Raw genomic sequence first — 25,442 nt, 5'->3', positions numbered from 1 at the left:
TGTGTGACACAACACAAATGGACACTCCCCGGGGCCCGCCTCCCGGCGGGAGTGGGCGCCCATGTACTGCACACACAGTACACTTTGCGCGTCGAGAGGCAACTCTCCCATCCACCGCACTCCCAGTCCCATGGCCGTTGAAACGACGAGTACTGCCCGCCCCAGCTTCGACCTCAAGAGCGCGCAGCTGCCCGTGGTGGCCGTGACCCTGCGGGATACCGACGTACGTGCGCTCGTGGCCGACCTGGCCCAGCGCCTGGCCGACGACCCGGATTTCTTCGACAACGACCCCGTGCTGATCGACCTGGCCCATGTGCGCGAGGCCGAGGAGGCCATCGACTTCGCCGTGCTCGTGGAGGCGCTGCGCTTTCACCGCACCGTGCCCGTGGCCGTGCGCGGCGGCAGCCCCGCCCAGATGGAGGCGGCGCGCGCCGCAGGCCTGGCGCCCGCGCCCGAGGCCGCACCCGTGCGGCCCACGGTGCCCGAGATCGAGATCCAGGAAGTCGTGCGCGAGATCGAGGTGGTGCGCGAGGTGCCTGCTCCCCAGGCCGACGCCCTCATCGTGGACAAGCCGCTGCGTTCGGGCCAGCGCGTCTATGCGCGCGGCACCGACATCGTGGTGCTGGCTATGGTCAGCTATGGCGCCGAAGTCATCGCCGACGGCAACGTCCATGTCTACGCGCCGCTGCGCGGCAGGGCCATCGCCGGGGCGCGCGGCAACACCGAGGCGCGCATCTTCAGCACCTGCATGGAAGCACAGCTGCTGTCGATTGCCGGCATCTATCGCACAATCGAGACCGATCTCCCGGCGGATGTGGCCGCCAGGCCCGCCAAGGTGCGTCTCGACGGCGAGAAAATCCTCATCGAGCCGGTATGACACCGGACCCTTCTTCTTTGCTCTCCAGTCTTTAAGGAACCGTGCAAACATGGCCAAAATAGTCGTCGTGACCTCCGGCAAGGGTGGCGTGGGCAAGACCACCACCAGCGCCAGCTTCGCATCGGGCCTCGCATTGCGCGGGCACAAGACCGCCGTCATCGATTTCGACGTGGGCCTGCGCAACCTGGACCTGATCATGGGCTGCGAGCGCCGCGTGGTCTACGACCTGATCAACGTCATCCAGGGCGAGGCCAACCTCAACCAGGCCCTGATCAAGGACAAGCAGTGCGACAACCTCTTCGTGCTGGCCGCCTCCCAGACGCGTGACAAGGATGCGCTCACGCAGGACGGCGTCAAGAAGATCCTGGACGACCTGGCAGGCATGGACTTCGAGTACATCATCTGCGACTCGCCGGCCGGCATCGAAAGCGGCGCGCTGATCGCCATGCACTTCGCCGACGAGGCCCTGGTCGTGACCAACCCCGAAGTCTCCTCCGTGCGCGACTCCGACCGCATCCTGGGCATGCTCAGCTCCAAGACCGCGCGCGCCATTGCGGGCGAGACCGTCAAGGAACACCTGCTGATCACGCGCTACAACCCCAACCGCGTGCAGGACGGCCAGATGCTGTCGCTGGAGGACATCCAGGACATCCTGCGCATCGAGCTGATCGGCGTCGTGCCCGAGTCCGAAACCGTGCTGCAGGCCTCCAACCAGGGCATCCCCGCCGTGCACATGCAGGGCTCGGACGTGGCCGAGGCCTACCAGGACGTGGTCGCACGCTTCCTGGGCGAGGAAAAGCCCATGCGCTTCACCGAAGCGCAAAAGCCCGGCTTCTTCAAACGCATGTTCGGGGGGAGGTAAGCGGCCATGTCCATGCTCTCTTTCCTGCTCGGAGAAAAGAAGAAGACGGCCTCGGTGGCCAAGGAGCGCCTGCAGATCATCCTCGCGCGTGAGCGCGTGGGCGGCAACGGCGGCGGTCCCGACTACCTGCCTGCGCTGCAAAAGGAGCTGATGGCGGTGATCTCCAAGTACGTGGACATCGACGTCAACGACATCAAGGTGCACCTGGAGCGCCAGGAAAACCTGGAAGTGCTCGAAGTCAAGATCGAACTGCCCGACGCCGCGCGCTGAGCGCCGCCCGGCGCCGTGCTCAGCCCAGGCGCAGCGTGCAGCGCAACCCGCCCAGCGGGCTCGGCCCCATCTCCAGCGATCCACCATAGGTCTCGGCGATGTCGCGCACGATGGCCAGGCCCAGGCCGTGGCCCTGGGCCTGTTCGTCGAAGCGGACACCGCGCTCCATGGCCTGCGCGAGATGCTCCGGCGCCAGGCCTGGGCCGTCGTCATCGATCTGCAGCAGCGTCGTCGTGCCATCCTGGCACACGGCCAGCGTGACGCGGCTGCGCGCCCACTTGCCTGCGTTGTCCAGCAGGTTTCCCGCCATCTCCTCCAGGTCCGAGGCCGCGCCGCGCCAGCGCAGCCCATGGCCGGGCAGCGGCGTGGAGGTCTGGATGGACCAGGACAGGCGCCGCTGGGCGTGGATCTGGCGCATGGCATCCAGCAGCCGGGCCAGCACCTCATCCAGCGCCACGCTGCCGGCGCTGCCGGCGCCGCTGGCAAAGCGCGCCAGATGGCGGTCGATGGTGTGGGACATGGCCTGTACCTGGTCACGCAGCCACGGACCATCGACCTGATGGCCGCGTGCCTGGATGCCGAGCACGGCCAGCGGCTTCTTGAGCGCATGGCTCAGGTCGGCCGCCTGGTGGCGCGCGCGCTCCACGACCTGGGCATTGCGCTGCAGCACCTGGTCCACGGCCTCGGCAATCGGGTCCAGGTCGGGGCCGAAGTGCCGCCCCAGCTGCGTGCGTGTGCCGTCTTCCATGTCCTGCAGCGCCTGCTGCAGGCTGCGCAGCGGCTGCAATCCCAGGCGCACCAGCGCCACCGTGCACAGCAGCAGCGCGGCGACCAGGCCCAGCTCGGTGACCAGCAGGATGCGGTCGATGCGGCGCCATTCCTGGCGCGTACCGTCCAGCGGGCCGAAGACGTGCAGCTGCACGCGCCGGCCCGCGACATCGAAGCTGCGGCGCAGTCCCAGCAGTTCGCGCCCCTGCGGCCCGCGCAGCGACAGCAGCGTCTCCCTGCCCTTGTGCCGGGGCCAGGGACGGGCGTCGTCCAGCTCCAGGCTGTCGTCCCAGACCGAGCGCGACTGCTGCAGCCGCCCGTCCTGCTCCAGTGTCCAGTACCAGCCCGAGAAAATGCGGCCGAACTCGCCGCGATTGAGCCGCGTGCCCTGTCCGGTCAGGGGCCCCGGGGACTGCAGCTCGGCCTGCAGCCGCTCGGCACGGTCCTGCAGGCCGGCCTTGAAGCTGCGCAGCACCGCATCGTGCAACTGCTCGCGCAGCAGCCAGCTGGCGGCCGTGCCGCAGGCCAGCGTGGCCACCAGGCTCAGTGCCAGCAGGCGCTCCGACAGGCCCCAGTGTCTAGGACGCATGGTCGCCGCTGGCCTGCTGCAGGCGAAAGCCCCGTCCGCGCTCGGTATGGATCAGGCCATGCGGGGACAGTTTGCGGCGGATGCGGCCGACCAGCACGTCCACGGTGTTGGAGTCCGGGTCCAGGTCGCGTGCGTAGACATGCTCGCTGATGTCGGCGCGGCTGACGAGCTGTCCATGCCGGTTGGTCAGAAAGCTCAGGATGCGTTGCTCCTGCGCGGTCAGCGCAAGCGGCCGTCCTTCGAGCGTGAAGCGGTCTGCCATGGTGTCGTAGGCCAGCGGGCCTATCTGCACCAGGGGCCGGCTGCCGCCTGCTGCGCGCCGGTGCAGCACGCGCAGCCGCGTGACGACCTCCTCGTGCAGAAAGGGCTTGGTCAGGTAGTCGTCCGCGCCGGCCTGGAAGGCCGTGAGCTTGTCGCTCCAGCGGTTGCGGGCCGTGAGCACCAGCACGGGAAAGGAGCGGCCCTGCTCGCGCCAATGGCGCAGCACCGAGACGCCGTCCTGTCCTGGCAGCCCCAGGTCCAGCAAGGCGGCGTCATAGTGTTCGACGCTGCCCAGTTCCTGGGCGAGGCGGCCGTCCGCGCAGCACTCGGCCAGCATGCCGGCCTCCTGCAGGATGGCCTGCAGGCCTGCAGCAAGATCGGCGTCGTCTTCGACGATGAGCACCCGCATCAGCGCAGTCCGTCCTCTTCGATGGGCTGGCCGCTGTACGCATCCACATGCACTTCGATGCTGCGGCCGGCGCTCAGCTGCAACTCGACCTCGTAGTAGGCGCGCTGCCGGACGTCGATCTTGAGCTCGGCCTCTGTGGCGCGGGCCTGGTACTTGCGCTCCAGTTCCTCAAGAATGCGCGGCAGCGGTTGCAGCGTGGCGGCCTGCTCCCGGCTCAGGACAGGCTCCGCCAGGATGCGGCCCGTCTGGGCGTCGGCGCGCAGCAGCTGCTCACGGCCTTCGCGCGTGAGCAGCTGGATCTCGTAGTAGGGCCTGGGGCTGCGCGTTTCCTCCAGCTCGATCTGCAGCACGGTGCCGGGATGCAAGCGGGTGACGGCTGCCGCCACGGCGGACATGGGTATCAGCACGGCGGTGGTCGCGCCCGGCCGGGGGATGTCCTGTCCCGTGACTGCATCGATATAGATCTCCGTGCGCTGGCCATTGGCGAGCTTGATTTCGTACCAGCGCCGGCCGTCGGCGCCGCGCTCGAGTTCGATGTCGATGACGCGCCCTTTGTGGCGCTGCTGCACGTCCTGGAGGATTTCCGCCAAGGGCCGCAGGCGCTTGGACTGCACCTCGCGGCGCACGCTTTCATGCTCCGCTGGCGTGGTGGCAGAGGCGGGCGCCAGCGGCAGGGCCAGCAAGGCAGCAAGTGCGAGGCGGAGTTTCACGGCCACGCATCTTATGTGCACGTTCTTAAACAGTGCATGAACGCGCCATTCATGCGCGGTTTAGGCGCCTTTGCCGACACTGCAGGCGGTTGCACCGATGGCCCCGCCGCGGTGCCTTTTCATCTGTTTCTTTCTGGCATCGAACACCATGCATTTTCTTCGCTTTTCCCGCTCCGCCCCGCCATTGCCCTGGGTCCTGGGCGCTGGCGCGCTCTCGCTGTCCGTGCTGCTGGCCGCCTGCGGTGGTGGCGGCGGCGGGGCTGACAAGCCCGCCCCCACGCCGGTCACTCCCAGCGCCAGCTATGCGTCGGGCACCATTGACGGCTTCGGCTCCATCCTGGTCAATGGGGTGCGGTATGACGAGCGCCAGGCCCGGATCACCGATGGCGATGGCGTCCTGCTGGCCAGCGATGCGCTCAAGCTGGGCATGGCGGTCCATGTCACGGCCGACCCCGTGACCACCGGCAGCGATGGTGTGGCGCGCGCCATGGCCCGCCAGATTCTTGTGCGCAGCGATCTGGAAGGTCCGTTGAGCGCGGTCGTGGGCGACCGGCTGACCGTACTGGGCCAGACCGTGATCGTCGATGCGGCCACGGTGTTCGAGGACGGCCGCGCGGCGGCGCTGCAGGTCGGCCGTGTGCTGGAAGTCCACGGCCTGCGCGATGCGCAGGGCCGCATTCTTGCCAGCCGCATCGAGATCGAGGATGACGCCGACGAGCCCTGGCGCCTGCGCGCGCCTGTGGATGCCGTTGACATGTCGCGCCGCACCCTGCGCATCGGCGAGGCCGTCGTCAACTGGAGCGGCGTGCAGGTTGCCGCCGCGCTGGCTGCCGGCGACGTGGTCAGCCTGCGCCTGGCGCGCCAGCCCGATGCCGCCGGCCTGTGGGTGGCCACCGCACTGTCGGTGCAGCGTCCCACGCTGCCCGAACAGGCGGGCGTGGAGGCCGACGTCACCGGCCATATCACCCGCATGGACTCGCCGACCCGCTTCGTCGTGGACGGCCTGAGCGTGGACGCGGGCAGCGCCGCACGCCTGCCCGCAGGCCTTGCCGTGGGCGACCTGGTCGAGGTCGAGGGCATGTTCCAGGACGGGGTGCTTCGCGCCTCCGAGGTCGAGCGCAAGCTGCGGCTGGACAGTGACGATGGCTTCGAGATCGAGGGCCGCATCACCGCTGTCGACAGCCTGGCCGGCATCTTCGAGCTGCGCGGCGTGCGCGTGGACTATCGCAATGCGCGCTTCGAGGATGGCAGCGCTGCCCAAATTGCCGTGGGCCGCGTGGTCGAGGTCAAGGGCCGGCTCTCGGTCGATGGCGCGATGGTGGTGGCCACCGAGGTCGAGTTCGACTAAGGGTTCGCGTTCGCCGCAGGCCGCATCGCCTCGCTCTGCGCACGCGCGGCGGCGGGGCGCACCCACAGCAGGTAGGCGGCGCCCAGCAGCACGATCCACAGGCCGCCCACGACCAGCGCGGCTCGGGTGTGGGGGAAGTAGCCGAGCACGCCCAGCACCAGCAGCATGAAGGCGATGGCGGCCAGCGGCGCGGCGGGCCACAGCGGGACCGGGAACTTCAGCGCGGCCACCTGCTGCGGGCTCATGCGGCGGCGCGCCGCGAACTGCGACAGCAGGATCATCAGCCAGACCCAGACCGTGGCGAAGGTGGCGATGGAGGCGATCAGCAGGAACACGTCCTCGGGAATCAGGTAGTTCAGCACCACGCCGGCCAGCAGCGCCACGGCCATCACCACCACCGTCATCCAGGGCACGCCATGGCGCGAGACGCGGCCGAAGCCGGCGGGGGCCTGGCCCTGGTGCGCCATGCCGTACAGCATGCGGCCGGCGCCGAAGATGTCGCTGTTGATGGCGGACACGGCCGCCGAGATCACCACGACGTTGAGGATGGTGGCGGCCGAGGAAATGCCCAGGCCGCTGAAGATCTGCACGAAGGGGCTGCCCTGGCTGCCGATCTGCGGCCAGGGGAAGATGCTCATCAGCACGAACAGCGTGAGCACATAGAACAGCAGGATGCGCAGCGGCACGGCGTTGATGGCGCGCGGGATCACGCGCGCCGGGTCCTTGGCCTCGCCGGCCGAGATGCCGATGATCTCGATGCCGCCGAAGGCGAACACCACCACCGCCAGCGATGCGATCAGGCCCGAGACGCCATGGGGCATGAAGCCGCCGTGCACCCACAGGTTCTGCACGCCGGTGGGCGCCTGGCCGGCCGCCATGCCGAAGCCGAACACCATGATGCCCAGGCCGCCGCCGATCATGGCGATAATGGCCGCCACCTTGAGCAGGGACAGCCAGAACTCCATCTCGCCGAACACCTTGACCGAGCACAGGTTGAGCGCGCCGATGAAGCAGACGATGGACAGCACCCAGATCCAGCGCGGCACCTCGGGAAACCAGAACCCCATGTAGATGCCGAAGGCCGTCACGTCGGCCAGGCAGACGATGACCATCTCGAAGGTATAGGTCCAGCCCGTGACGAAGCCGGCGAACGGGCCCAGGTAGTCGCTGGCGTACTGGCCGAAGGACCCGGGCACGGGGTTGTACACGGCCATCTCGCCCAGCGCGCGCATCACCATGTAGACCGCCGCGCCCGCCAGCAGGTAGGCGATCAGCACCGAGGGCCCCGCCTGCTGTATGGCCTTGGCCGAGCCGTAGAACAGCCCCGTGCCTATGGCCGAGCCCAGTGCCATGAAGCGGATATGGCGGGCCGACAGCCCTCGGTGCAGGCTGCCTGCAGATGGTGAACTCATGTGCTGTCTCCCCCCGTCATTGGTGAAATGGCTGCCGCATCCACGGGCTTCATCAGCCTGCGGATGGGTCTGCGATCAGATGTATAAGCCTGTATATACAATATGCGCAGACACCGATTTCCCGGACCGGGGATTACCCGGAGGCGGGAAGGAACGGGAATGGGGGAGTGGCCGAAAGAGGCGACGGGAGTGCTGCCGCAGGCCCCGGTATCAGCCCAGGCCGCCCGTGTGCATGCGGCCTGCGTGGTACAGCAGCGGCGTGTGGCCGGCCTGATGGCTGCACTGCTCGACCTCGCCGATGAAGATCACATGGTCGCCTTCTTCATGGCGATGGCGGTTGCGGCATTCGAAGACGGTGGTGGCTTCGGACAGCAGCGGCACGCCCTGGGCCGAGCTGCGCCAGGCGGTGTTGGCGAAGCGGTCCACGCCCTTGCGCGCGAACAGCTCGGCCAGGGGCTTTTGCGAGGCCGACAGCACGTGGATGGCGTAGTGCGAGCAATGCTGGAACACGGGCAGCGAGGCCGCCGACAGCGCCATGCTCCACAGCACCAGCGGCGGTGTGAGCGAGACCGAGTTGAACGAGCTCACGGTGACGCCCACCGGATGGCCCTGCGGGCTGCGCGCGGTGACGATGGTCACGCCCGTGGCGAACTGGCCCAGCGCGTCGCGGAACTCGCGCGACGAGAACGGGGCCTGAGGGGCCAGGTTGGCCATGGCGGCAGGAGGCAGGGCGGAATTCACGGGTGCAAGAACCAGGCGGCAGCAAGGCGGCAGCAGGGCTGCCGCGTTTGGGACGGGCGCCCGTAGCCGGGCAGCAACCGTGCATTATGGGTGCGGATGCCGGCAGATGCGGCCGATGGGGATTTGGCCAGGGAGGTCTTTGCCTTGCGTGCGCTGTGCCGGCTCACAGCGCCATGCGCATCTGGGCGGGCGCGGCGTTCTCCCGCAGCCAGCCTGCCATGCGGGCGCGCGCGCAGCGCTGCAGCCGCATCAGCAGGGCATGCTCGGGCCAGGCCAGCGCATAGCGCCGGCACAGGTCCTGCTGCATGCGCGCCAGCAGGGCGGCGGCCATCTCGGCATCGGCCAGCGCCCGGTGGGCACGCTCGGCCACGGGCAGGCCCAGGTGGGCGGTGAGCCGGCTCAGGCTGTGGCTGGGCGCGTCGGGATAGATGCGGCGCGACAGCAGCACGGTGCAGGCAAAGGGCTGGGGCGCGGCCTCGCCGGCCAGGGCCAGTTCGGACTGCCAGAACTTGCTGTCGAAGGCCGCGTTGTGCGCCACCATGGGCGCGCTGCCCACGAAGCGGGCGGCATCGCGCATCACGTCCTCGGCGGGCGGCGCGGCTGCGACCATGGCATTGGTGATGCCGGTCAGCCGCGTGATGAAGGGCGGTATCCAGGCGCCCGTGCGCATCAGGCTCTGGAAACGGTCCACGACCTGGCCGCCCTCGATCAGCACGATGGCGACCTCGGTGGCACGCGCGCCCTGGGCAGGCGCCATGCCCGTGGTTTCAAAGTCGATGACGGCAATCGGCTGCGGCATGAGGCGATTGTGCCCGGCAGTGCCCGACCGGCGTGCCGGGGCGGCTATTCCTCGGCCTGGCTGCCGTCGGCCGCGCCCAGGCGCTGCACGACCTGGTCGAGCAGGGCGTAGAGCTGCTCGATCTCTTCATGGCCCACCAGGCGCTCGATCTCGGCATAGGTCTCGGAGGAATGCGGCGCGATCTCGGCCACGATGGCGTGGCCGGCCGCCGTGAGTTCGAACTCGGCGCCGCGCATGTCGCTGGCGTGGCGCGAGCGCTCCACCAGCTGCCGGCCTTCCAGCGTCTTGAGCAGGCGCGAGAGGCTGGGCATGCTGATGTAGGTGGCCTGCGACAGCTCCATGGGCCGCAGCCTGTGCGTGACCGCCGCCATGGCGCGCAGCACGCGCCACTGTTGTTCGGTCAGGCCATGGGCGCGCAGCATGGGCCGAAAGCGCACCATGACCGATTCGCGTGCGCGCAGCAGCGCCATGGGCAGGGAGCGCGAGAAGGCGCGCAGCGACTCGGGGGCAAAAGAGGTCGTGGTCTGGGGCATGTTCGGCAGCATCTGTCGGCTGGATTCTATGCAGCCGCCGCTCCCTCCCCGGAGCGGCGTTGCGCGCGCCTTGTCAGGCCGGGGCCTCAATAGGTCTGGCTTTTCGGCGCGGGGGCCGCTGCCTGCTTGAAGCGCGCAGCCAGCGCGCTGGTGGCCTGCACCAGCACGCTGGTGTCCAGGCCCACGGCCGTGAAGGTGCAGCCCAGCTCCAGGTACTTGCGCGCCAGGGCCTCGTTGGGCGTGAGGATGCCGGGCGCCTTGCCGGCGCGGCGTATGCGCGCGATGGCGTCGGCAATCGCCTCCTGCACCTCGGGATGGCCGGGGTTGCCGATGTGGCCCATGGAGGCCGACAGGTCGGCCGGGCCGATGAAGACGCCGTCCACGCCCTCGGTGGCGGCAATGGCGTCCAGGTGGGCCAGCGCCTGGCGCGTCTCCACCTGCACCAGCACGCATACCTGGGCGTTGGCTTCATGGGCGTAGTTGGCGCGCCGGCCCCAGGCCGATGCGCGTGCGCCGCCCATGCCGCGGATGCCGCCCTGGCCGTCGGCCTGCGGATAGCGCGCGGCGCGCACGATGCGTGCGGCCTGCTCGGCCGTGTCCACCATGGGCACGAGCAGGGTCTGCACGCCGATGTCCAGGTACTGCTTGATCAGCATCTCGCCGACCTCGCCGTGTCCCATGGGCACGCGGGCAATGGCATGGCTGTCGGGATAGGCCGCGATGGCCTGCAGCTGCGCCAGCAGGGTGCGCGTGTCGTTGGGCGAATGCTCGCCGTCGATCAGGAGCCAGTCGAAGCCGGCGCCCGCGCAGATTTCCGCCGAATAGGCGTCGGCCAGGCCCAGCCACAGGCCGATCTGGGGTTGGTCGGCCGCAATGGCGGCCTTGAAGCGGTTCACAGGTGTCTGCATGGTGTGATTGTCCGGGCCTCAGTGGCCCATGCACAGGTACTTGGTGCTCAGGTATTCCTCTATGCCGGCGGCGCCGCCCTCGCGGCCCATGCCCGACTGCTTGACGCCGCCAAACGGCGCCACGGCCGTGCTGATGATGCCGCTGTTGATGCCCACCATGCCGTACTCCAGCGCCTCGCCCACGCGCCACACGCGGCCCACGTCGCGGGCGTAGAAGTAGGCGGCCAGGCCGTACTCGGTGTCGTTGGCCATGCGGATGGCTTCTTCCTCGGTCTTGAAGCGGAACACGGGCGCCACGGGGCCGAAGACCTCTTCCCTGGCGATGCGCATGCGGTCCGTGGCGTTGGCCAGGATGGTGGGCTCGTAGAAGGTGCCGCCCAGCGCGTGGCGCTTGCCGCCCAGCACGACCTCGGCGCCGTTCTTCACGGCATCGGCCACCAGTTCCTCGACCTTGTCCACGGCGGCCTGGTCGATCAGCGGGCCCTGGCCCACGCCGGCCTCCAGGCCGTTGCCCACCTTGAGGGCCTGCACGGCGACCTTGAGCCTGGCCATGAAGGCGTCGTACACGCCGTCCTGCACCAGCAGGCGGTTGGCGCACACGCAGGTCTGGCCGGTGTTGCGGTACTTGGAGGCCATGGCGCCTTCCACGGCGGCATCCAGGTCCGCGTCATCGAAGACGATGAAGGGCGCGTTGCCGCCCAGCTCCAGAGACATCTTCTTGAGCGTGGGCGCGCATTGCTCGGCCAGCACGCGGCCCACTTCGGTGGAGCCCGTGAAGGTCAGCTTGCGCACGGCCATGCTGGCCGTGAGCACGCCGCCGATGGCGCGCGAGGAGCCCGTGATCACGCTGAACACGCCCTCGGGAATGCCGGCGCGCTGGGCCAGCTCGGCCATGGCCAGGGCCGACAGCGGTGTCTGCTGCGCGGGCTTGACGATGATGGTGCAGCCCGCCGCCAGGGCGGGCGCGACCTTGCGCGTGATCATGGCGGCCGGGAAGTTCCAGGGCGTGATCGCGGCGCAGACCCCCACGGGCTCCTTGGTCACGATGATGCGCTTGTCGGCCCAGGGCGCCGGCACGGTGGAGCCGTAGATGCGGCGCGCTTCCTCGGCAAACCACTGCACGTAGGAGGCCGCATAGGCGATCTCGCCGCGCGACTCGGCCAGGGGCTTGCCCTGCTCGCTGGTCATGATCAGGGCCAGGTCCTCCTGGTTCTCCATCATCAGCTCGAACCAGCGATGCAGCAGGCGTGCGCGGGCTTCGGCGGTCTGCTGCTTCCAGAGGGCGAAGGCGCGCTCGGCGGCGGCGATGGCGCGCTGCGTCTCGGCCTCGCCCATGCGGGGCACATGGCCGACGGCTTCGCCCGTGGCGGGGTTGTGGACGTCGATGCGGCTGCCATCGTCGGCGGCCAGCCATTGGCCGTCGATCAGGCAGAGGTTCTTGAGCAGGCTGGGGTCGCGCAGTGCAAGCGGCATGGGAAATCTCCAATAAGGGCGGGGCCGGCGTCGGGACGACGGCGCCTAGACAAAACGGAATTGCAGGCGGCCCAGCGGGCCGTAGTCGGCATCGAACAGGTCGCCGGCCCTGGCCGCCACGGGGCGCGTGAACGAACCGGCCAGCACGGTCTGGCCGGCCTCCAGGGCCTCGCCCCAGGGCGAGAGCTTGTTGGCCAGCCAGGCCACGCCGATGGCGGGATGGCCCTGCACGCCGGCAGCCAGGCCGGTCTCCTCGACCACGCCGTTGCAGCGCAGTATGGCGCCGCACCAGGGCAGGTCTATCACCTGGGGGTCAGCGCGGCCGGCGCCGGTGACGATGCCCGCATTGGCCGCGTTGTCGCTGATGGTGTCGTAGACCTTGCGCATGGCCTTGGTGTGGCGGTCGAACTGCTCGATGCGCGCGTCGATGATCTCGATGGCCGGCGTCACATGGTCGGTGGCGTCCAGCACGTCCTGCAGCGTGATCTCCTTGCCGCCGGGCAGGTCCGGGCCGCGCAGCGGCGCCTTGAGCACGAAGGCCAGCTCCACCTCCACGCGCGGCGCGATGAAGTGGGCGGCCGGGATGTCCAGCACCTGGCCCGGCGTGCAGCGGTAGAGCATGCTGTCGAGCAGGGTGCCGTAGTCGGGCTCGTCGATCTGGCTCGATATCTGCATGGCGCGCGAGGTCAGGCCGATCTTGTGGCCGATCACCTTGCGCCCCGCCGCGATCTGCAGGCGCACCCATTCGCGCGAGACGCGGTAGCCATCCTCCACGGTCATGCCGGGAAAGCGCTTGGAGAAATGCTCGACCTGCACGCGCGTCTTCTCGCTGCGGTCCAGCTCCTGGGCCAGTTGGGTCAACAGTTCTTGGGAAAACATTTCAAGGCCTGGAAAAGAGAGGGTGGAGGGTGCTGTGCTTGCCGTCGTAGACCTGGCCCGGGCTTTCATCGACCTGCACGGTCAGGCCCAGGTGGCGCTGCGCGAACAGCGGCTGCAGATGGCGGCGCGCGCAGGCCAGCAGGGCGTCGCCCGCTTGCTGCTGCACGGCGGCCGTGCGGCCCCGGCCCATGCGCAGGTTGATGTAGATGAAGCCGTAGTCGCCATCGCCGCCCGCTGCGCGGCCCGCAGCCCCGCCATCGGCCACGGCGCTGTGCGGCGCGGGGTAGGCCAGCACGCGCGTGCCGCCCGTGGGAAAGACCTGGGCGCCGTCTTCGGCGCGCACGGTGAGCATGGTGTCGGCCAGGGCGCGGCACAGCTGCGTCATGTCGGTGTGCGCGTCCAGGCTGGCCGTGTAGAGGATGACCACGTGCGGCATTCAGGCCACCTCCATGGTGGCGGCCGTGCAGCTCACGGCGAAGATGGGAATGGGCTGGCAGTACAGCACCTGGCCCGCGCCGCGCGCGGCGGCGGCCACGGCGATGAAGCTGCGGATCTCGAAGCCGCCCTGGCCGCCGTCGCGGTAGGTTTCGGCGTCGGTGTACGACAGCAGCGCGTCCCGGTCGTTGCGGCACCAGCGGTCCATGAACTGCTGGTCCCATTCCCAGTTGACCTTGCCCGAGTCGGGCGTGGCCGGCCAGTGCGAGATGCCGCCCGTGCCCACGATGGCGATGCGCTCGGGCGCCTTGTCGCAGGCGCGGCGCAGGGCCTCGCCAAAGGCCCAGGCGCGGTGCAGCGGCGTCAGCGGCGGGCCCTGGCAGTTGATGTTGACGGGGATGATGTCCTTGTCATAGGCCGGCGTCAGAAAGTGCAGCGGGACCATGATGCCGTGGTCGAACTTCCACTCCTCGGCAAAGGCCACGTCCACGGTCTGCATGACCTCGGCGATCAGGCGCCGCGACAGCTCGGCATTGCCGGGGATGCGGTGGCGCTCTATGCCCAGCCAGGCCGGGTCCTCGATGGGCCCTTCGTAGTGGTCTGCCATGCCGATGGCATAGGCCGGCATGTTGTTCATGAAGAAGTTGGCGAAGTGCTCGGCCGCGATGACGATCACGGCGTCGGGCCGCGCCGCCTCCAGCCGTGCGCCCATGTCGCGGAAGGCGGCATGGAAGGCATCCCGGGTGGCCGGATCGGCCAGGTGTGCGCGGCCCGTGATGCCGGGCGCGTGGCTGCAAACGCCTGCAAATACCAGACTCATCTCAAACTCCTGCGATCTTTTCGTTGGTGGCTGTCGTCATCGCGTAGACGCCCGCGCGCACCGGTCCGTGCTTTTGCACGCCGTCGCGCATGGCCTGCAGGTAGTCGGCCCAGGGCATGCCCAGCAGCGGCGCGAAGTGCATCAGCAACTGGCCGTTGCAGCCCAGCACGTAGAGCTTGCCGATGTCGCCGTGGAACATGGCTTCGTACTCCTCGGGCTCCAGCGCGTACTCGGCCAGCAGCGCGGCGCGGTCCTCGGCAAAGCGCCGCTGCACCTCGGGCTCGCGGTTGAGCTGGAACAGGAATTTCTGCATGGTGTACAGGCTCATGGCGTCTCCCGGTGGCTCGGCCTCAACCCAGCGTGATGTTGGCGCGGCGGATGATGGCTTCGTACTTGGCGATTTCGCTGGTGACGAAGGCCGCGAACTGCTGCGCCGTGCCGGCCTGCGAGACGATGCCGCCGCGCGCGAAGGCGTCCACCACGGCGGGCTCGGCCAGGGCCTTGACCACGGCGGCATTGATACGCTGCACCAGCGCATCGGGCGTGGCGCCGGGTGCCAGCAGACCCTGCCAGGAGTTGGATTCCAGCGCCACGCCCTGCTCGGCCAGCGTGGGCACCTGGGGAGCGAACTGCGAGCGCTGGCGCGTGGCCATGCCCAGTGCCACCAGCTTGCCGCTTTGCACATGGCCACGGAACTCGGGCCAGTTGCCGAACATCACGTCCACCTGGCCGCCCAGCAGGTCGGCCAGCGCCGGGCCCTGGCCCTTGTAGGGGATGTGGACCATGTCGATGCCCATCTCCTGGCACAGCAGCGCGCCCGACAGATGGGCCGAGGTGCCGTTGCCGAACGAGGCATAGCTGAGCTCGCCGGGCTTGGCCTTGGCGCGGCTGCGCAGATCGGCCAGCGTCTTCAGGCCGCTGCCCGGGTGGGTGGCCAGCACATGCTCGGACAGGCCCATCAGCGCCACGGGCTTGAGGTCGCGCGTGGTGTCGTAGGGCAGGTTCTTCACCAGCGTCTTGTTGGCCGTGAAGCTGTTGGCCACGCACACCAGGGTGTAGCCGTCGGCCGGCTGCTTGGACACATAGTCCACGCCGATCACCGTGCCCGCGCCGGGCTTGTTCTCCACGATCACAGGCTGGCCCAGGGACTTGCCCAGCTCGGTGCCCACCAGGCGCGCCACCAGGTCGGTGGTGCCGCCCGGCGTGAAGGGCACGATGATGCGCAGCGGCTTTGCGGGCCAGGTGCCGGCCGGGCTACCGGGCTGTGCCTGGGAAAGGCCCGGGAGCATCAGCGCTGCGGCCGTGGTGGCTGCGGTGGATTGCAGGAAATGGCGGCGTTGCATGTCTTGTCTCCTCGGTTCTCTTTGTCGTTGTCGCTGGTCGCCCGTTCAGACGCCCCAGTGCGGAATATGGTGCGAGCCCAGCGAGACGGCCACGTTCTTGGGCTCGCAGAAGACTTCGTAGCTCCAGCTGCCGCCCTCGCGGCCCGTGCCCGAGGCCTTGGTGCCGCCGAAGGGCTGGCGCAGGTCACGCACGTTCTGGCTGTTGACGAAGCACATGCCGGCCTCGATGGCGGCGGCCACGCGGTGGGCGCGGCCCACGCTCTCGGTCCAGACGTAGCTGGACAGGCCGTACTGGATGTCGTTGGCCAGGCGCACGGCCTCGGCCTCGTCGCTGAAGGGGATGATGCAGGCCACGGGGCCGAAGATCTCGTCCTGGGCGATCTGCATGCGGTTGTCCACGTCGGCAAACACCGTGGGCAGCACGTAGTTGCCCTTGCGCACGCGCTCGGACAGCACGGGCGCATCCAGGCCGCCGCACAGCATGCTGGCGCCTTCCTTCTGGCCCAGTTCGATGTAGTGGCGCACCTTGGCCAGGTGGCTGGCGCTGATCATGGGGCCGACGATGGTGGATTCGTCCAGCGGGTCGCCCACGGTGATCTTCCTGGCGCGCTCCACGAAGCGGTCCACGAACTTCGCGTAGATGCCCTTTTGCACCAGGATGCGGCTGCCGGCCGTGCAGCGCTCGCCGTTGTTGGAGAAGATCATGAACACGGCCGCATCCAGCGCGCGCTCGAAGTCGGCGTCGTCAAAGATCACGAAGGGGCTCTTGCCGCCCAGCTCCATGCTGAATTTCTTGAGGCCGGCGGCCTGCACGATGCGGTTGCCGGTCTGGGTCGAGCCCGTGAACGAGACGGCGCGCACATCGCGGTGGCGCACCAGGGGCTCGCCCGCGTCCTTGCCGTAGCCGTGCACCAGGTTGAGCACGCCGGGCGGAATGCCGGCCTCCAGCGCCAGCTCGCCCAGGCGCGCGGCCGTCATGGGCGACAGCTCGCTCATCTTGAGCACGGCCGTGTTGCCGAAGGCCAGGCAGGGCGCCACCTTCCAGGTGGCCGTCATGAAGGGCACGTTCCAGGGCGAGATCAGCGCGCACACGCCCACGGGATGGAACAGGGTGTAGTTCAGGTGCGTGGGCGTGGGATAGGTGTGGCCGTCCACGCGCGTGCACATCTCGGCAAAGTAGTAGAAGTTGTCGGCCGCGCGCGGCACCAGCTGCTTGCCCGTCTGGGCGATGACCTGGCCGCAGTCGTTGGTCTCGGTCTGCGCGATCTCGGGCACATGGCGGGCGATCAGGTCGCCCAGCTTGCGCACGAGCTTGGCGCGTTCGGTGGCGGGCGTGTTGGCCCATTTCGGGAAGGCGTTCTTCGCGGCGGCAACGGCGGCCTGCACCTCGGCCTCGCCGCCTGCGGCGACCTCGGCCAGCACCTCCTGGGTGGCGGGGTTGACGGTCTCGAAATAGTCCTTGCCGGCGACGGCCTTGCCGTCGATCAGGTGGTCAATGCGCATGGGGATTCCTTGGCGTGTGCGGTGGGTTCAGGAGGCGGCCGGCGCGTCGCCGACGATGGTGTTGACCAGGCGGCCCAGGCCTTCGATCTCGGTGACGATCTCGTCGCCCACGCGGGAGTCGGCCACGCCGTCGGGCGTGCCGGTGAGGATGAGGTCGCCGGGGTTCAGCGTCATGAAGCCCGACAGGTGGGCGATCAGCGAGGGGATGTCATGCACCATGTCGCGCGTGCTGCCGTCCTGCTTGAGCTCGCCGTTGACCCAGCTGCGCAGGCGCAGGTTCATGGGGTCGGGCACATCGGCCGCATCGACGAACCATGGGCCCACCGGCGTGGCGCCGTCGCGGTTCTTCACGCGCAGGTTGGGCCGGTAGAAGTTCTCCAGGTAGTCGCGTATGGCGTAGTCGTTGGCCGTGCAGTAGCCGGCGACCACGCCGTAGGCGTCTTCGCGGCGCACGTTGCGGCAGGTCTGGCCGATGACCACGCCCAGCTCGCACTCGAAGTGCATGTAGGCCACGTCGGCGGGCCGGTACGTGCGGCCGTGGTGGCCGTTCAGCGTGTTCGGGCCCTTGAGGAAGACCAGCGGTTCCTCGGGCGCCTTGTTGAAGGCGATTTCCTTGGCATGGTCCGCATAGTTCAGGCCCAGCGCGAAGACCGTGCCGAACTGCAGCGGCGGCAGCCACTGCACGGCGGTCTCCGCCACCAGGCGGCCATCGGGCAACTGCACCTGTCCGTGCGGGCCTTCGGTGACCTGCAGGCTCTGTCCTTCGAAGATGACGCGTCCGTGCTTCATGCTGCTGCTCCCTGCTCTGCCACCACCGAATGCGTGAGCCGGCCCAGGCCGGGCACCTCGATGACCACGCGGTCCCCGGGCCGCGCCAGCGGCGCGCCTTCGCCCGGGCCCAGCAGCAGCACGTCGCCGGGCGACAGCGTCATGAATTCGGTCACGTCGGCCAGCAGCCTTGCGGGCGGGCGCACCAGATCGGCAAAACCGCGCTGCCAGACCTGTTCACCATTGATGGACACCGTGAGCATGGCCGCCTGTGCGTCAAAGCCTGTGCCGCGAACGAGGGCGCCCAGCGGGCAGAAACCGTCGCGGCAGCGCTGGCGGATGGCGGGGCGGTAGTAGTTCTCGTGCGGCAGCGTGAGGTCGCTGGCGATCAGCCAGCCGGCCACATGGTCCAGGGCCGTTGCTTCGCTGACGCGCGTGGCGCTGCGGCCGATCACCAGGCCGATGCTGGCATCGACGCGGACCTCGCCGGGATCGGCCGGCACGGCCACCGCAGCGCCATCGCGCGCCCAGGTGTTGCGCGGCTTGAGGTAGAGCACGGGGGCGCACGGAGCGGCCTTGTAGGGCGCGCTGTCGAACTGCGGCGACAGGCGCTGCACGGTGACCTGCTGGTTGAGCAGCGTGCCGTAGACCGTGCCCAGCGCAAGGCCGTCATCCAGGAGAAAGGGCTGAATCTGCATGGTGTGGATTTAGTTAACGTGGTAATTATTGTTTTTGCAACAAGCCCCGTCAACACGGTGGATTCAGGGTTTTCCCAGGCCGCAGCAAAAAGCCCCTGCGCGGCGAACCGTGCAGGGGCTTGAAGGGGGTACCGGGCGCTGCTGGTGCTGGCCGGTGCTGGCGTCAGCCGCGGCGGCGGCGCAGTGCGGCGATGCCGCCCAGGGCCAGCGCCAGCAGCGCCTGGGCCAGTGTGGACAGGCCGGGCACGGGGGTGGCCGTGGCGCCGGGCGGCAGGGCCGCAGGCGCGGCCACCGCCACGGGGTCCACGATGACGCCGTTGACGGCCAGGTCGCTGTCGCCCGTCTGCCCGTCGGTGATGTCGAAGCTCACCGAGCGGCGGTCGGGTGCGAAGCGGTAGGCCGAGGCGCTCAGCTCATACCAGTGCGCCGTGGGCGTGGCGGCCGTGGGACCGTACTTCCAGAGCGTGGCCTGGGCGGGTGCGGCTTCAGGCAGGTCCATGCGGATGGTGGCCATGGAGCCCGGTGTGCCGCCCATGAGCACGAAGCTCAGGCTGCCGTAGGGCAGGCGCAGGTTGCCCGGCAGCGGGCTTTGCGAGGGCGCGGGCTGAAAGCCTGCCGAGTTCGAGGCGAACTGCCATTGGTCTGCACCCACATTGCCCGTGCCGTTGCTGACACCTGCCGTGTTGCTGCCCGTGCCGATCTGCGTGCCGATGGGCACGGGCTTGCTCAGGGCCAGCACAGCCGGCGCGCTGGCCGTGCCCGATGCCGGCAGGTTGACCGCATGCACGCGGTAGCTCACGGCAGGGTCCAGGCCGGTGAAGGACAGCGTGGCAGCGGTATTGGCCGCGGTGCTGACCGTGTTGCTGGCAGGGGCCGGCAGGCCGGCGGCATCCAGGCCGGCCATGACCTGTTCCCAGCTGGGGACGGGCGCATTGGCGGGCAGGGCCACGGCGCGCAGGCTGCCGCCCACGCTGGGCGTGGCCTGGACCACGGCCGATGTCTGGTCCACTGCCTGGGCGGACAGGGCCACGGTGGACAGCGCCGGCACCGCCAGGCTGTCCAGGCGCGCCTTTTTCCAGGCTGCATGGGGCAGGTCCTTGGCCACGGTGCCATCGCCGTAGAAATCGGCATCGCCGCAGTCGCTGAGGATGTCCACGCTGCCGCCCGCGTCCAGGCTGGCGGGCATGGCGCCTATGCCTTCGGCCGAGCAGGCGGTGTGGGGTGCGGTGATGGCGGCCAGGTCGGCAGCGCGCGGTCGCAGGTTCAGGGCCAGGCCTGCGCCGTTCACGCGGCCATCCCAGGAGTAGAGCTGGAAGTTGCGCGGCGCGGTGCCCGTGGCGCTGGCCGAGGGGCCGGCAATGATCAGGTACTCGCCCGCCGCGTTCTTGCGGATTTCGCGGATGCCGCGGCCGCCCAGGTCCAGGCGAATCGGCGGGCCCATGGACGCGCTGCCCTTGCTGCCGCCATCGGCCGCAGGCAGGGCCGCGAAGTTGGTCACGGGCACGATCAGCGCATGCGTGCGGCCCGTGGCGTCGTCGGCCGTGACGGCGGGCGCGCCCGGCGCCGGCACCAGCGGCGCGCGAAAGCCCAGCCATGCGGCGGAGTCGTCGGGGCTGGTGGACATGCCTTCGATGGAAAAACCGCTCATCGTCTCGGCCTCGGGCGCCTTGGTGGCACCTCCGTCCGAGCTGGCCACCAGGCCCAGATAGTTGGCGGCAAGGCCGTCATGCGCGGCCGCGTCCCAGCTGCGCAGGTCCTCGCGCAGCCAGCGGTAGTAGCCACTGGCGGTCAGCGCCGTGGAGGCGCCGGAGCCGGTCACATCCATCGCCGCCAGGCGCCAGCGGTCGGTGCGCGACTTGCCGCTCTTGTTGTTGGAGTGCGAGCCCGCCACGTACACGCGGCTGCCCAGGGCAAAGCTGGCCTCGATGTCCATTTCCTCGTCGCTCTTGCAGCTGTCTAGGCCCGTGAGGCCGGGGGCGGTGCAGGCGGCGGCATCGGCCAGGCCGAGCGCGGTCCTGTCCAGCATCAGCGGCTTGACGGGCAGCCCGCCGGCCGGGCCATAGGCCGAGAAGGAGTTGCCGGCCGGCAGCGCATTGCCCGAGGCATCCTGGGCAGGCGCCTCGTCGTCGCCCACCAGCATGGTGGCGGCATCGATGACGATGGCCGTCGATGCGTCCGAGCGCCCGGCCAGCCAGCGCGGGCTGGTGTTGGCTGCGGTGTTGGCCGAGGCCGCGTACTTGATGGTGCGGCTGACGGAGGCGCCGCCCGCGTTGGTCAGCGTGACGGTGATGTCGGCATAGCCCACGCCCGTGGGCGTGATCCTGAGCACGGCGTTGCCGGCCTGGTTGGACGCGGCCAGGCCGGCGTCGGCCACCACGGCCTGGTTGCTCGAACGCGCAGTGACCTGTACGCCGCCAGCGCCCCCCGCATCCTGCACCGTGAAGCCGATGCCTGCCGAGGCCAGCGGGTCGTTGGCGTCGCCGACCACGCCGGAAAACGCGGTCAGTTCGGGCAGCGAGGCCGTCGGCGGGGCCGAGGCCATGAAAGGCACGCTCACTGCAGCCGTGCTCCCGCCGAGGCCGTTGACGGCGCGCACGCGCAGCGTATAGCTGCCGGGCTGCAGGCCTTCCAGCGCCTGGCTGTTGCCCAGGGCCACGGCCGTGGAGGCTACCGATGCAAAGCTGTCCTGCGACAGCTCCACCACGTAGTAGGCGGCGCCCGGCACGGCGTCCCAGGCGGCCGTCACGCGGTTGCCGGCCGGGGTGGCCGCCAGGTTGGAGGGGGCGGGGGGCACGGTCGCCGGCACGGTCTCCAGCGGGGCCCAGGCCACGCCATAGAACACGCCGTCCTGCGGCGCAGCGATGGACTCGGCCGTGCCCGACAGCGTGCCGGCGTAGCCGCCGTGATCGAAGGCGCGGTACAGGCGGCCCGTGGTGTCGGTGGCCATCAGCATCACATTGCCGCCGCCGGTATCGAAGGCGGCCAGGCCGTGGACCTTGGACAGGCCGGCAATGGAGCCTGCGGGCTGCCAGCTGGTGCCGTCCATCGAGAGGCGGAATTTCCGGATGGCGCCGGTATCGTTGTCCGCCACGTAGACGGTGTTCGCCAGGGCGGGGCCGCCATCGAGTTGCAGGAAGGCGATGCCGCGGTAGGTGGAGGGCGTCAGGCCCGCCAGGGGCAGGGCCGTCTGGATGCCCGTGGTCGGCAAATTCGTGCCGATCTGGTTGAGCGAGCCTCCGTTGATGGCGGCGATCAACTGGCCGCCGGCGACCGCCAGGCCCTGGACATTGCTGCTGTTCAGTTGGGAGATGCCCGTGCCATCGGCAGCCACGTGCCAGATGCCATTGTTGGCCGTGGCCGTACCCTTGCCGCTGGCCCAGACGGCGCCGCAGTCGCTGCTGGCTGCACCGCGGATGGTGTCCTTGCTGAAGGCCGTGGTGCCGAGCGCGCGCAGGCTTTTCACGTCGGAGTCGAACCCCACCACGGCCACGGCGCGCGGGGCCGCCGCTGCCGTGACGCCGTTGGGCTCGGTGCCGCCGGTGGCCACGGCATAGCCGGGAACCACCAGGCACAGGCCATTGTCCGAGCGGTTGAGCAGGCCTTCCGAGCCCTTGCTGCTGGCCGTCAGCGGCGTCGCTCCGCCTGACAGCGGCAGCGATTGCACCAGCGTGCCGTCCACGCGGTACTCATCCAGGAACACGGGCAGCGCGCCTGTGCCCGTGCCCACGCGGTAGGCCACCAGGTTGCCCGGGGTGAAGGGCGCGGACCATGCAGCGCCACACAGGGCCAGGCAGGCCGTTGCAATCGCCTTGTGCCGCCAATCCAAAGTACTCGCGCGCATGCTCACCATCCCCCTGTGTGACAAATCGCGCGACTGTAAGAGGCGGCTGTGACAGCCCGGTGACGGCAGGCCCGCAGGACGGTGGGAAGGCACCATGCAAAAAAAGACGGCTCCCTCAGGGGAGCCGTCCTTGCCTCATTGCGCCGTGATGCCCGCGCTTTGCTTTTTCTGGTTATGGGCGCTGCGTGTGCACGGGGCAGCGTATCGAGCGGTCGATCAGCGGATCAGCAGCACAGGCACCTGGCTGCCGGCCAGCACCTGGGTGCTGACCGAGCCCATGACCAGGCGGCCCAGCGTGCCGTGGCCATGCGTGCCCATGACCAGAAGGTCGAACTTGCCTTCTTCGGCCGCCTTGATGATGGAGTCGGCAATCGGGCCGACCTTGCTCAGGCGGGCTGCCTGCACGCCGTGCTCGGCCAGGTAGCTGCACACGGGGTCCAGCACCTTGGTCGACTCCTCGGCGTAGTACTCGTCCACCACGTCCTTGCCCAGGGCGGCGCGCGCGCGGGCCGGCAGCTGGGGCTGGACGGTGATGGCGCTGTAGCTGTGGGCCGAACCCAGGATCTCCGGGTGCGAGGTCAGGTAGGCCAGCATCTTCTGGGTGTAGGGGCTGCCATCGACAGCGAGCAGGATGTTCATGAAGGTCCTCCTTGGATATGGCCCGAGACTAAGCCCAAGCCGGGGTGGAGTGCTTGATCCAGGTCAAGCACGGGCCGGTGCCTCTGCCGCCCCTGCGGTCGCATGCACCGGCAACTCGATGGTAGAGCGCGGCGAAAACCCCTCCTGCTCGCCCTTGCGCGCGTAGCCCAGCGGGTTGGCCACCACGCGGCAGCGCCAGGCGCTGCCATCGCCGCGCAGGCCCTCGGCCACATAGTCGCTGGGCGAATGCAGGTGGCCGTGCAGCCACAGATCGGCAAAGGGCAGCAGTTCATCCAGCACGTTGCAAAAGCCGGCCGTGCCCGGCACCAGGCCGTAGCGCGGGTCGGCGCTGCGCAGGCTGGGCGCGAAATGCGTGACGGCCACCGTGGGGCCATCGAAGGGCCTGGCCAGCGCCTGGCGCAGCCATTGCTGGCAGACCAGCGACTGCTCGCGCATGGGCTCGGCCAGGAAGGGCTCGCCGTCGCGCGTGCCGCCGGTCTTTTGCAGGTAGAAATTGGCGGCGCGAAAGGCCTTCTCGCGCAGCTTGAGCAGCCGGGCCAGATCGGTCACGCCTTCATGCATGGACATGGCGTCGTAGTCGCTCCACAGCGTGGTGCCCACGAAGCGCACGCCGTCCAGCACGGCCGTCTCGCGCTCCAGCCAGACCATGCCCATGCGCTCGCAGGTGGCACGCAGGCGGGCGTGGGCGGCGTCGAAGTCCTGCATGTCGTACTCATGGTTGCCCGGCACGAAGATCACGGGGCAGGGCCAGCCCGCGTACTGGGGCAGGGGAGAGAAGCGCTCCAGCCCGAAATCCTGGCCCGGCAGCAGGCTGCCGCTCTGGTAGGAGCCTATGTCGCCGGCCAGCACCAGCACGTCGGCATCGGGTGCGGGCTCGGCGATGAAATGCGGATGGGCCTCGAGGTGCAGGTCGGACAGCAGCTGGATCTTCATGCGGCCAAGTGTAGAACCTGCGCTGGCGCGGGCGCCCCGCAAACGGCGCTCAGGTGTGCGGGAAGGTCGCCTCTGCAGAGCGCGTGAGCGTGCGCAGCAGCCAGTCGTAGGCCTGAGGATGCTGGCCGCGCCGGCGCCACAGCGCGTCCACATGCACGGGCTGCACGTCGAAGGGCAGCTCGCGCAGCACCAGCTTGTCGGCCATGCCGGTCACGGGCACGAAGTGGCGCGGCAATATGGTCAGCAGGTTGGAGGTCATGACCACGCGCCCGGCCGTGAAGAACTGGTTGACGGTAAGCACCACCTGGCGCGTGCGGCCCAGCGAGGCCAGGGCCTCGTCGATGAAGCCGAAGGAGCGGCCCGAGAAGCTCACCAGCATGTGGCGCGCCGCGCAGTAGTTGTCCAGCGTCAGCGGCACATCGGCCAGCGGATGGCCCTGGCGCATCACGCACAGGTACTCGCCTTCATACAGGCGCCGGCTGTCGAAGGCCACCAGGGCGCCCGACTGCGCGCGCGCCGTCAGGTCGGCCAGCGCGGCGGGGAAGTAGCCCACGGCCATGTCGGCCTCGCCGGCCTCCAGCAGGCTGCGCGGGTCGCGCGTGGTCAGCGGCAGCACGCGGATGCCGATGCCGGGCGCCTCGCGCTCCAGCAGGCTGAACATGGGAGGAATCAGCGTGGCGGCCGTGGCGTCGGCCATGGCCAGCACAAAGGTGGCGGTGGCGGTGGATGGGTGGAATTCGCCTGGCGTCAGCGTGTCCTGCAGCTGCTGCAGCGCCTCGCGGATCACGGGCCACAGCGCCAGCGCGCGCGGCGTGGGCTCCACGCCCTGGCCCTGGCGCACCAGGAGCTCGTCGCCCAGCGCCTCGCGCAGGCGGCGCAGCGCATTGCTCACGGCCGGCTGGGTGATGGCCAGCTTGTGGGCCGCCCGCGTGAGGCTGCGCTCCGCCATCACCTCGTCGAAGACGCGCAGCAGGTTCAGATCCAGTGAGCGGAAGTTCAGGGCAGACATGGCGGCGGGCGCTGAGTCATCACTGGTGTGAATGCTACAGATTCAAGATATAAATTTGAAGAGCTCTAGGGTAAACCCTATAGTTACACCTAGTCGCCCGCCACGCCGTCAAAAGCGGCCATTTAACTGGGTTTATCTGCCATGAGCAACTTCATTTACAACTCCTACTGTGTCGAGCACCCTGGTGTGGTGCATGTCTATCAAGCCGCCGACGACCGCAAGAGCGCCGTCAAGCGTTTCTCCGGCAAGCGCGGCGCCAGCGCCCTGCTGCTCGCTGCCCTGGTGGCCGCGCTGATGGTGGTGGTCAACGAGGTCGCCCACAACTGGACCGACGGCCACATGCTGGGCGCCTGGGTCGTGCTGTGGGTTGCCGCCTTCATGGGCCTGGCCCTGTTCTCCGCCCCCGCCCGCCGCGCCGCCATGATGGCCCGTGCCGGCTACCGCGCCTGGACCGAGAGCCGCCAGCAGGCCGCCGCTGACGAGCGCATCTGGAACGCCGCCCTGCAGGACGCCCGCCTGATGGCCGACCTGGCCCGCGCCATGGATAGGCAAGGTAGCTGATCTCTGCCTGGGGCGCCTTGCGGCGCTCCTCC

25 protein-coding genes and 1 pseudogene are annotated in these 25,442 nt (G+C 69.3%); 5 read left to right on the top strand and 21 right to left on the bottom strand.

Annotated features, from left to right (window positions below; all coding sequences use genetic code 11):
- The first annotated feature begins 130 nt into the window (after nucleotides 1–130).
- From minC to minE, 3 genes are read left to right on the top strand one after another with little or no spacing between them, the layout of a single operon-like run.
- The gene (minC, locus tag DTS01S_RS07680) at nucleotides 131–877 is read left to right on the top strand and encodes a septum site-determining protein MinC (RefSeq protein WP_034348623.1); all 747 of its coding nucleotides are present in this window, start codon (nucleotides 131–133) and stop codon (nucleotides 875–877) included.
- 49 nt (nucleotides 878–926) lie between these two features.
- Nucleotides 927–1,739 (top strand): septum site-determining protein MinD, encoded by an 813-nt coding sequence (gene minD / locus DTS01S_RS07675; RefSeq protein WP_061287522.1) that lies wholly within the window; start codon nucleotides 927–929, stop codon nucleotides 1,737–1,739.
- A gap of 6 nt (nucleotides 1,740–1,745) precedes the next feature.
- Complete coding sequence (gene minE, locus DTS01S_RS07670) at nucleotides 1,746–2,009, top strand: cell division topological specificity factor MinE (protein WP_016447328.1); 264 nt, start codon at nucleotides 1,746–1,748, stop codon at nucleotides 2,007–2,009.
- A 19-nt stretch (nucleotides 2,010–2,028) separates the two neighbouring features.
- On the opposite strand, the gene DTS01S_RS07665 is transcribed toward minE, so the two are convergent.
- The 3 genes from DTS01S_RS07665 to DTS01S_RS07655 are packed head-to-tail and all read right to left on the bottom strand — an operon-like array spanning nucleotide 2,029 to nucleotide 4,746.
- Nucleotides 2,029–3,366, bottom strand: a complete 1,338-nt coding sequence (locus DTS01S_RS07665; protein ID WP_017405685.1) for a sensor histidine kinase — start codon at nucleotides 3,364–3,366, stop codon at nucleotides 2,029–2,031.
- Entirely contained in the window at nucleotides 3,356–4,036 is a 681-nt protein-coding gene (locus DTS01S_RS07660; RefSeq protein ID WP_013800000.1) for a response regulator transcription factor, read from the bottom strand. The genes DTS01S_RS07665 and DTS01S_RS07660 overlap by 11 nt, the downstream gene beginning before the upstream one ends.
- Nucleotides 4,036–4,746, bottom strand: coding sequence for a PepSY domain-containing protein (locus tag DTS01S_RS07655; protein WP_223275184.1), 711 nt, complete (start codon nucleotides 4,744–4,746; stop codon nucleotides 4,036–4,038). The genes DTS01S_RS07660 and DTS01S_RS07655 overlap by 1 nt, the downstream gene beginning before the upstream one ends.
- Nucleotides 4,747–4,894: 148 nt before the next feature.
- Here DTS01S_RS07655 and DTS01S_RS07650 point away from each other — a divergent pair, with 148 nt between their 5' ends.
- Nucleotides 4,895–6,094 carry a DUF5666 domain-containing protein gene (locus tag DTS01S_RS07650; RefSeq protein ID WP_061287535.1) on the top strand — a complete coding sequence of 400 codons (1,200 nt, stop codon included), beginning with the start codon at nucleotides 4,895–4,897 and terminating at the stop codon, nucleotides 6,092–6,094.
- Here DTS01S_RS07650 and DTS01S_RS07645 read toward each other — a convergent pair.
- From DTS01S_RS07645 to DTS01S_RS07560, 18 genes and pseudogenes are all read right to left on the bottom strand, one after another.
- Nucleotides 6,091–7,506 carry an amino acid permease gene (locus DTS01S_RS07645; RefSeq protein ID WP_061287521.1) on the bottom strand — a complete coding sequence of 472 codons (1,416 nt, stop codon included), beginning with the start codon at nucleotides 7,504–7,506 and terminating at the stop codon, nucleotides 6,091–6,093. The genes DTS01S_RS07650 and DTS01S_RS07645 overlap by 4 nt on opposite strands.
- 210 nt (nucleotides 7,507–7,716) lie before the next feature.
- Nucleotides 7,717–8,220 (bottom strand): flavin reductase family protein, encoded by a 504-nt coding sequence (locus DTS01S_RS07640; RefSeq protein WP_046986323.1) that lies wholly within the window; start codon nucleotides 8,218–8,220, stop codon nucleotides 7,717–7,719.
- Nucleotides 8,221–8,410: 190 nt separating this feature from the next.
- Nucleotides 8,411–9,046, bottom strand: coding sequence for a 3'-5' exonuclease (locus DTS01S_RS07635; RefSeq protein WP_046986324.1), 636 nt, complete (start codon nucleotides 9,044–9,046; stop codon nucleotides 8,411–8,413).
- A gap of 44 nt (nucleotides 9,047–9,090) precedes the next feature.
- The gene (hpaR, locus tag DTS01S_RS07630; protein WP_174538872.1) at nucleotides 9,091–9,579 is read right to left on the bottom strand and encodes a homoprotocatechuate degradation operon regulator HpaR; all 489 of its coding nucleotides are present in this window, start codon (nucleotides 9,577–9,579) and stop codon (nucleotides 9,091–9,093) included.
- 86 nt (nucleotides 9,580–9,665) lie between these two features.
- Entirely contained in the window at nucleotides 9,666–10,487 is an 822-nt protein-coding gene (locus DTS01S_RS07625; protein ID WP_012202038.1) for an aldolase/citrate lyase family protein, read from the bottom strand.
- Nucleotides 10,488–10,505: 18 nt separating this feature from the next.
- Nucleotides 10,506–11,960: an NAD-dependent succinate-semialdehyde dehydrogenase gene (locus DTS01S_RS07620; RefSeq protein ID WP_016452253.1), complete on the bottom strand. Its 1,455-nt coding sequence runs from the start codon at nucleotides 11,958–11,960 to the stop codon at nucleotides 10,506–10,508.
- 45 nt (nucleotides 11,961–12,005) lie between these two features.
- Nucleotides 12,006–12,839 carry a 2-oxo-hept-4-ene-1,7-dioate hydratase gene (hpaH, locus tag DTS01S_RS07615; RefSeq protein WP_061287519.1) on the bottom strand — a complete coding sequence of 278 codons (834 nt, stop codon included), beginning with the start codon at nucleotides 12,837–12,839 and terminating at the stop codon, nucleotides 12,006–12,008.
- A gap of 1 nt (nucleotide 12,840) precedes the next feature.
- Nucleotides 12,841–13,275 (bottom strand): 5-carboxymethyl-2-hydroxymuconate Delta-isomerase, encoded by a 435-nt coding sequence (locus DTS01S_RS07610; protein ID WP_016447338.1) that lies wholly within the window; start codon nucleotides 13,273–13,275, stop codon nucleotides 12,841–12,843.
- Complete coding sequence (locus DTS01S_RS07605) at nucleotides 13,276–14,094, bottom strand: DODA-type extradiol aromatic ring-opening family dioxygenase (protein WP_046241330.1); 819 nt, start codon at nucleotides 14,092–14,094, stop codon at nucleotides 13,276–13,278.
- A 1-nt stretch (nucleotide 14,095) separates the two neighbouring features.
- On the bottom strand, nucleotides 14,096–14,422 hold the full coding sequence (locus DTS01S_RS07600; protein WP_012202043.1) for an aromatic ring-opening dioxygenase subunit LigA: 327 nt from the start codon (nucleotides 14,420–14,422) through the stop codon (nucleotides 14,096–14,098).
- Between the two features lie 22 nt (nucleotides 14,423–14,444).
- A pseudogene (locus tag DTS01S_RS07595) lies at nucleotides 14,445–15,440 on the bottom strand (tripartite tricarboxylate transporter substrate binding protein); the annotation flags it as partial.
- A 42-nt stretch (nucleotides 15,441–15,482) separates the two neighbouring features.
- The gene (gene hpaE / locus DTS01S_RS07590; protein WP_061287518.1) at nucleotides 15,483–16,940 is read right to left on the bottom strand and encodes a 5-carboxymethyl-2-hydroxymuconate semialdehyde dehydrogenase; all 1,458 of its coding nucleotides are present in this window, start codon (nucleotides 16,938–16,940) and stop codon (nucleotides 15,483–15,485) included.
- 27 nt (nucleotides 16,941–16,967) lie between these two features.
- Complete coding sequence (locus DTS01S_RS07585) at nucleotides 16,968–17,729, bottom strand: fumarylacetoacetate hydrolase family protein (protein WP_061287517.1); 762 nt, start codon at nucleotides 17,727–17,729, stop codon at nucleotides 16,968–16,970.
- Nucleotides 17,726–18,406 carry a fumarylacetoacetate hydrolase family protein gene (locus DTS01S_RS07580; protein ID WP_061287516.1) on the bottom strand — a complete coding sequence of 227 codons (681 nt, stop codon included), beginning with the start codon at nucleotides 18,404–18,406 and terminating at the stop codon, nucleotides 17,726–17,728. The genes DTS01S_RS07585 and DTS01S_RS07580 overlap by 4 nt, the downstream gene beginning before the upstream one ends.
- A 163-nt stretch (nucleotides 18,407–18,569) precedes the next feature.
- Nucleotides 18,570–22,247, bottom strand: a complete 3,678-nt coding sequence (locus DTS01S_RS07575; RefSeq protein ID WP_061287534.1) for a choice-of-anchor U domain-containing protein — start codon at nucleotides 22,245–22,247, stop codon at nucleotides 18,570–18,572.
- 216 nt (nucleotides 22,248–22,463) lie between these two features.
- The gene (locus DTS01S_RS07570) at nucleotides 22,464–22,886 is read right to left on the bottom strand and encodes a universal stress protein (protein ID WP_016447345.1); all 423 of its coding nucleotides are present in this window, start codon (nucleotides 22,884–22,886) and stop codon (nucleotides 22,464–22,466) included.
- A 63-nt stretch (nucleotides 22,887–22,949) separates the two neighbouring features.
- Entirely contained in the window at nucleotides 22,950–23,840 is an 891-nt protein-coding gene (locus DTS01S_RS07565) for a metallophosphoesterase (protein ID WP_034365844.1), read from the bottom strand.
- 49 nt (nucleotides 23,841–23,889) lie between these two features.
- On the bottom strand, nucleotides 23,890–24,849 hold the full coding sequence (locus tag DTS01S_RS07560) for a LysR family transcriptional regulator (RefSeq protein ID WP_061287515.1): 960 nt from the start codon (nucleotides 24,847–24,849) through the stop codon (nucleotides 23,890–23,892).
- Nucleotides 24,850–24,990: 141 nt separating this feature from the next.
- Between DTS01S_RS07560 and DTS01S_RS07555 the strand changes: the two genes are divergently transcribed.
- Nucleotides 24,991–25,410, top strand: coding sequence for a hypothetical protein (locus DTS01S_RS07555; RefSeq protein WP_016447348.1), 420 nt, complete (start codon nucleotides 24,991–24,993; stop codon nucleotides 25,408–25,410).
- Nucleotides 25,411–25,442 lie beyond the last annotated feature (32 nt).

Source organism: Delftia tsuruhatensis NBRC 16741 (assembly GCF_001571325.1).
In the GTDB taxonomy this organism is placed as follows: domain Bacteria; phylum Pseudomonadota; class Gammaproteobacteria; order Burkholderiales; family Burkholderiaceae_C; genus Comamonas; species Comamonas tsuruhatensis.
This window is presented reverse-complemented; position numbering and strand designations above follow the sequence as displayed.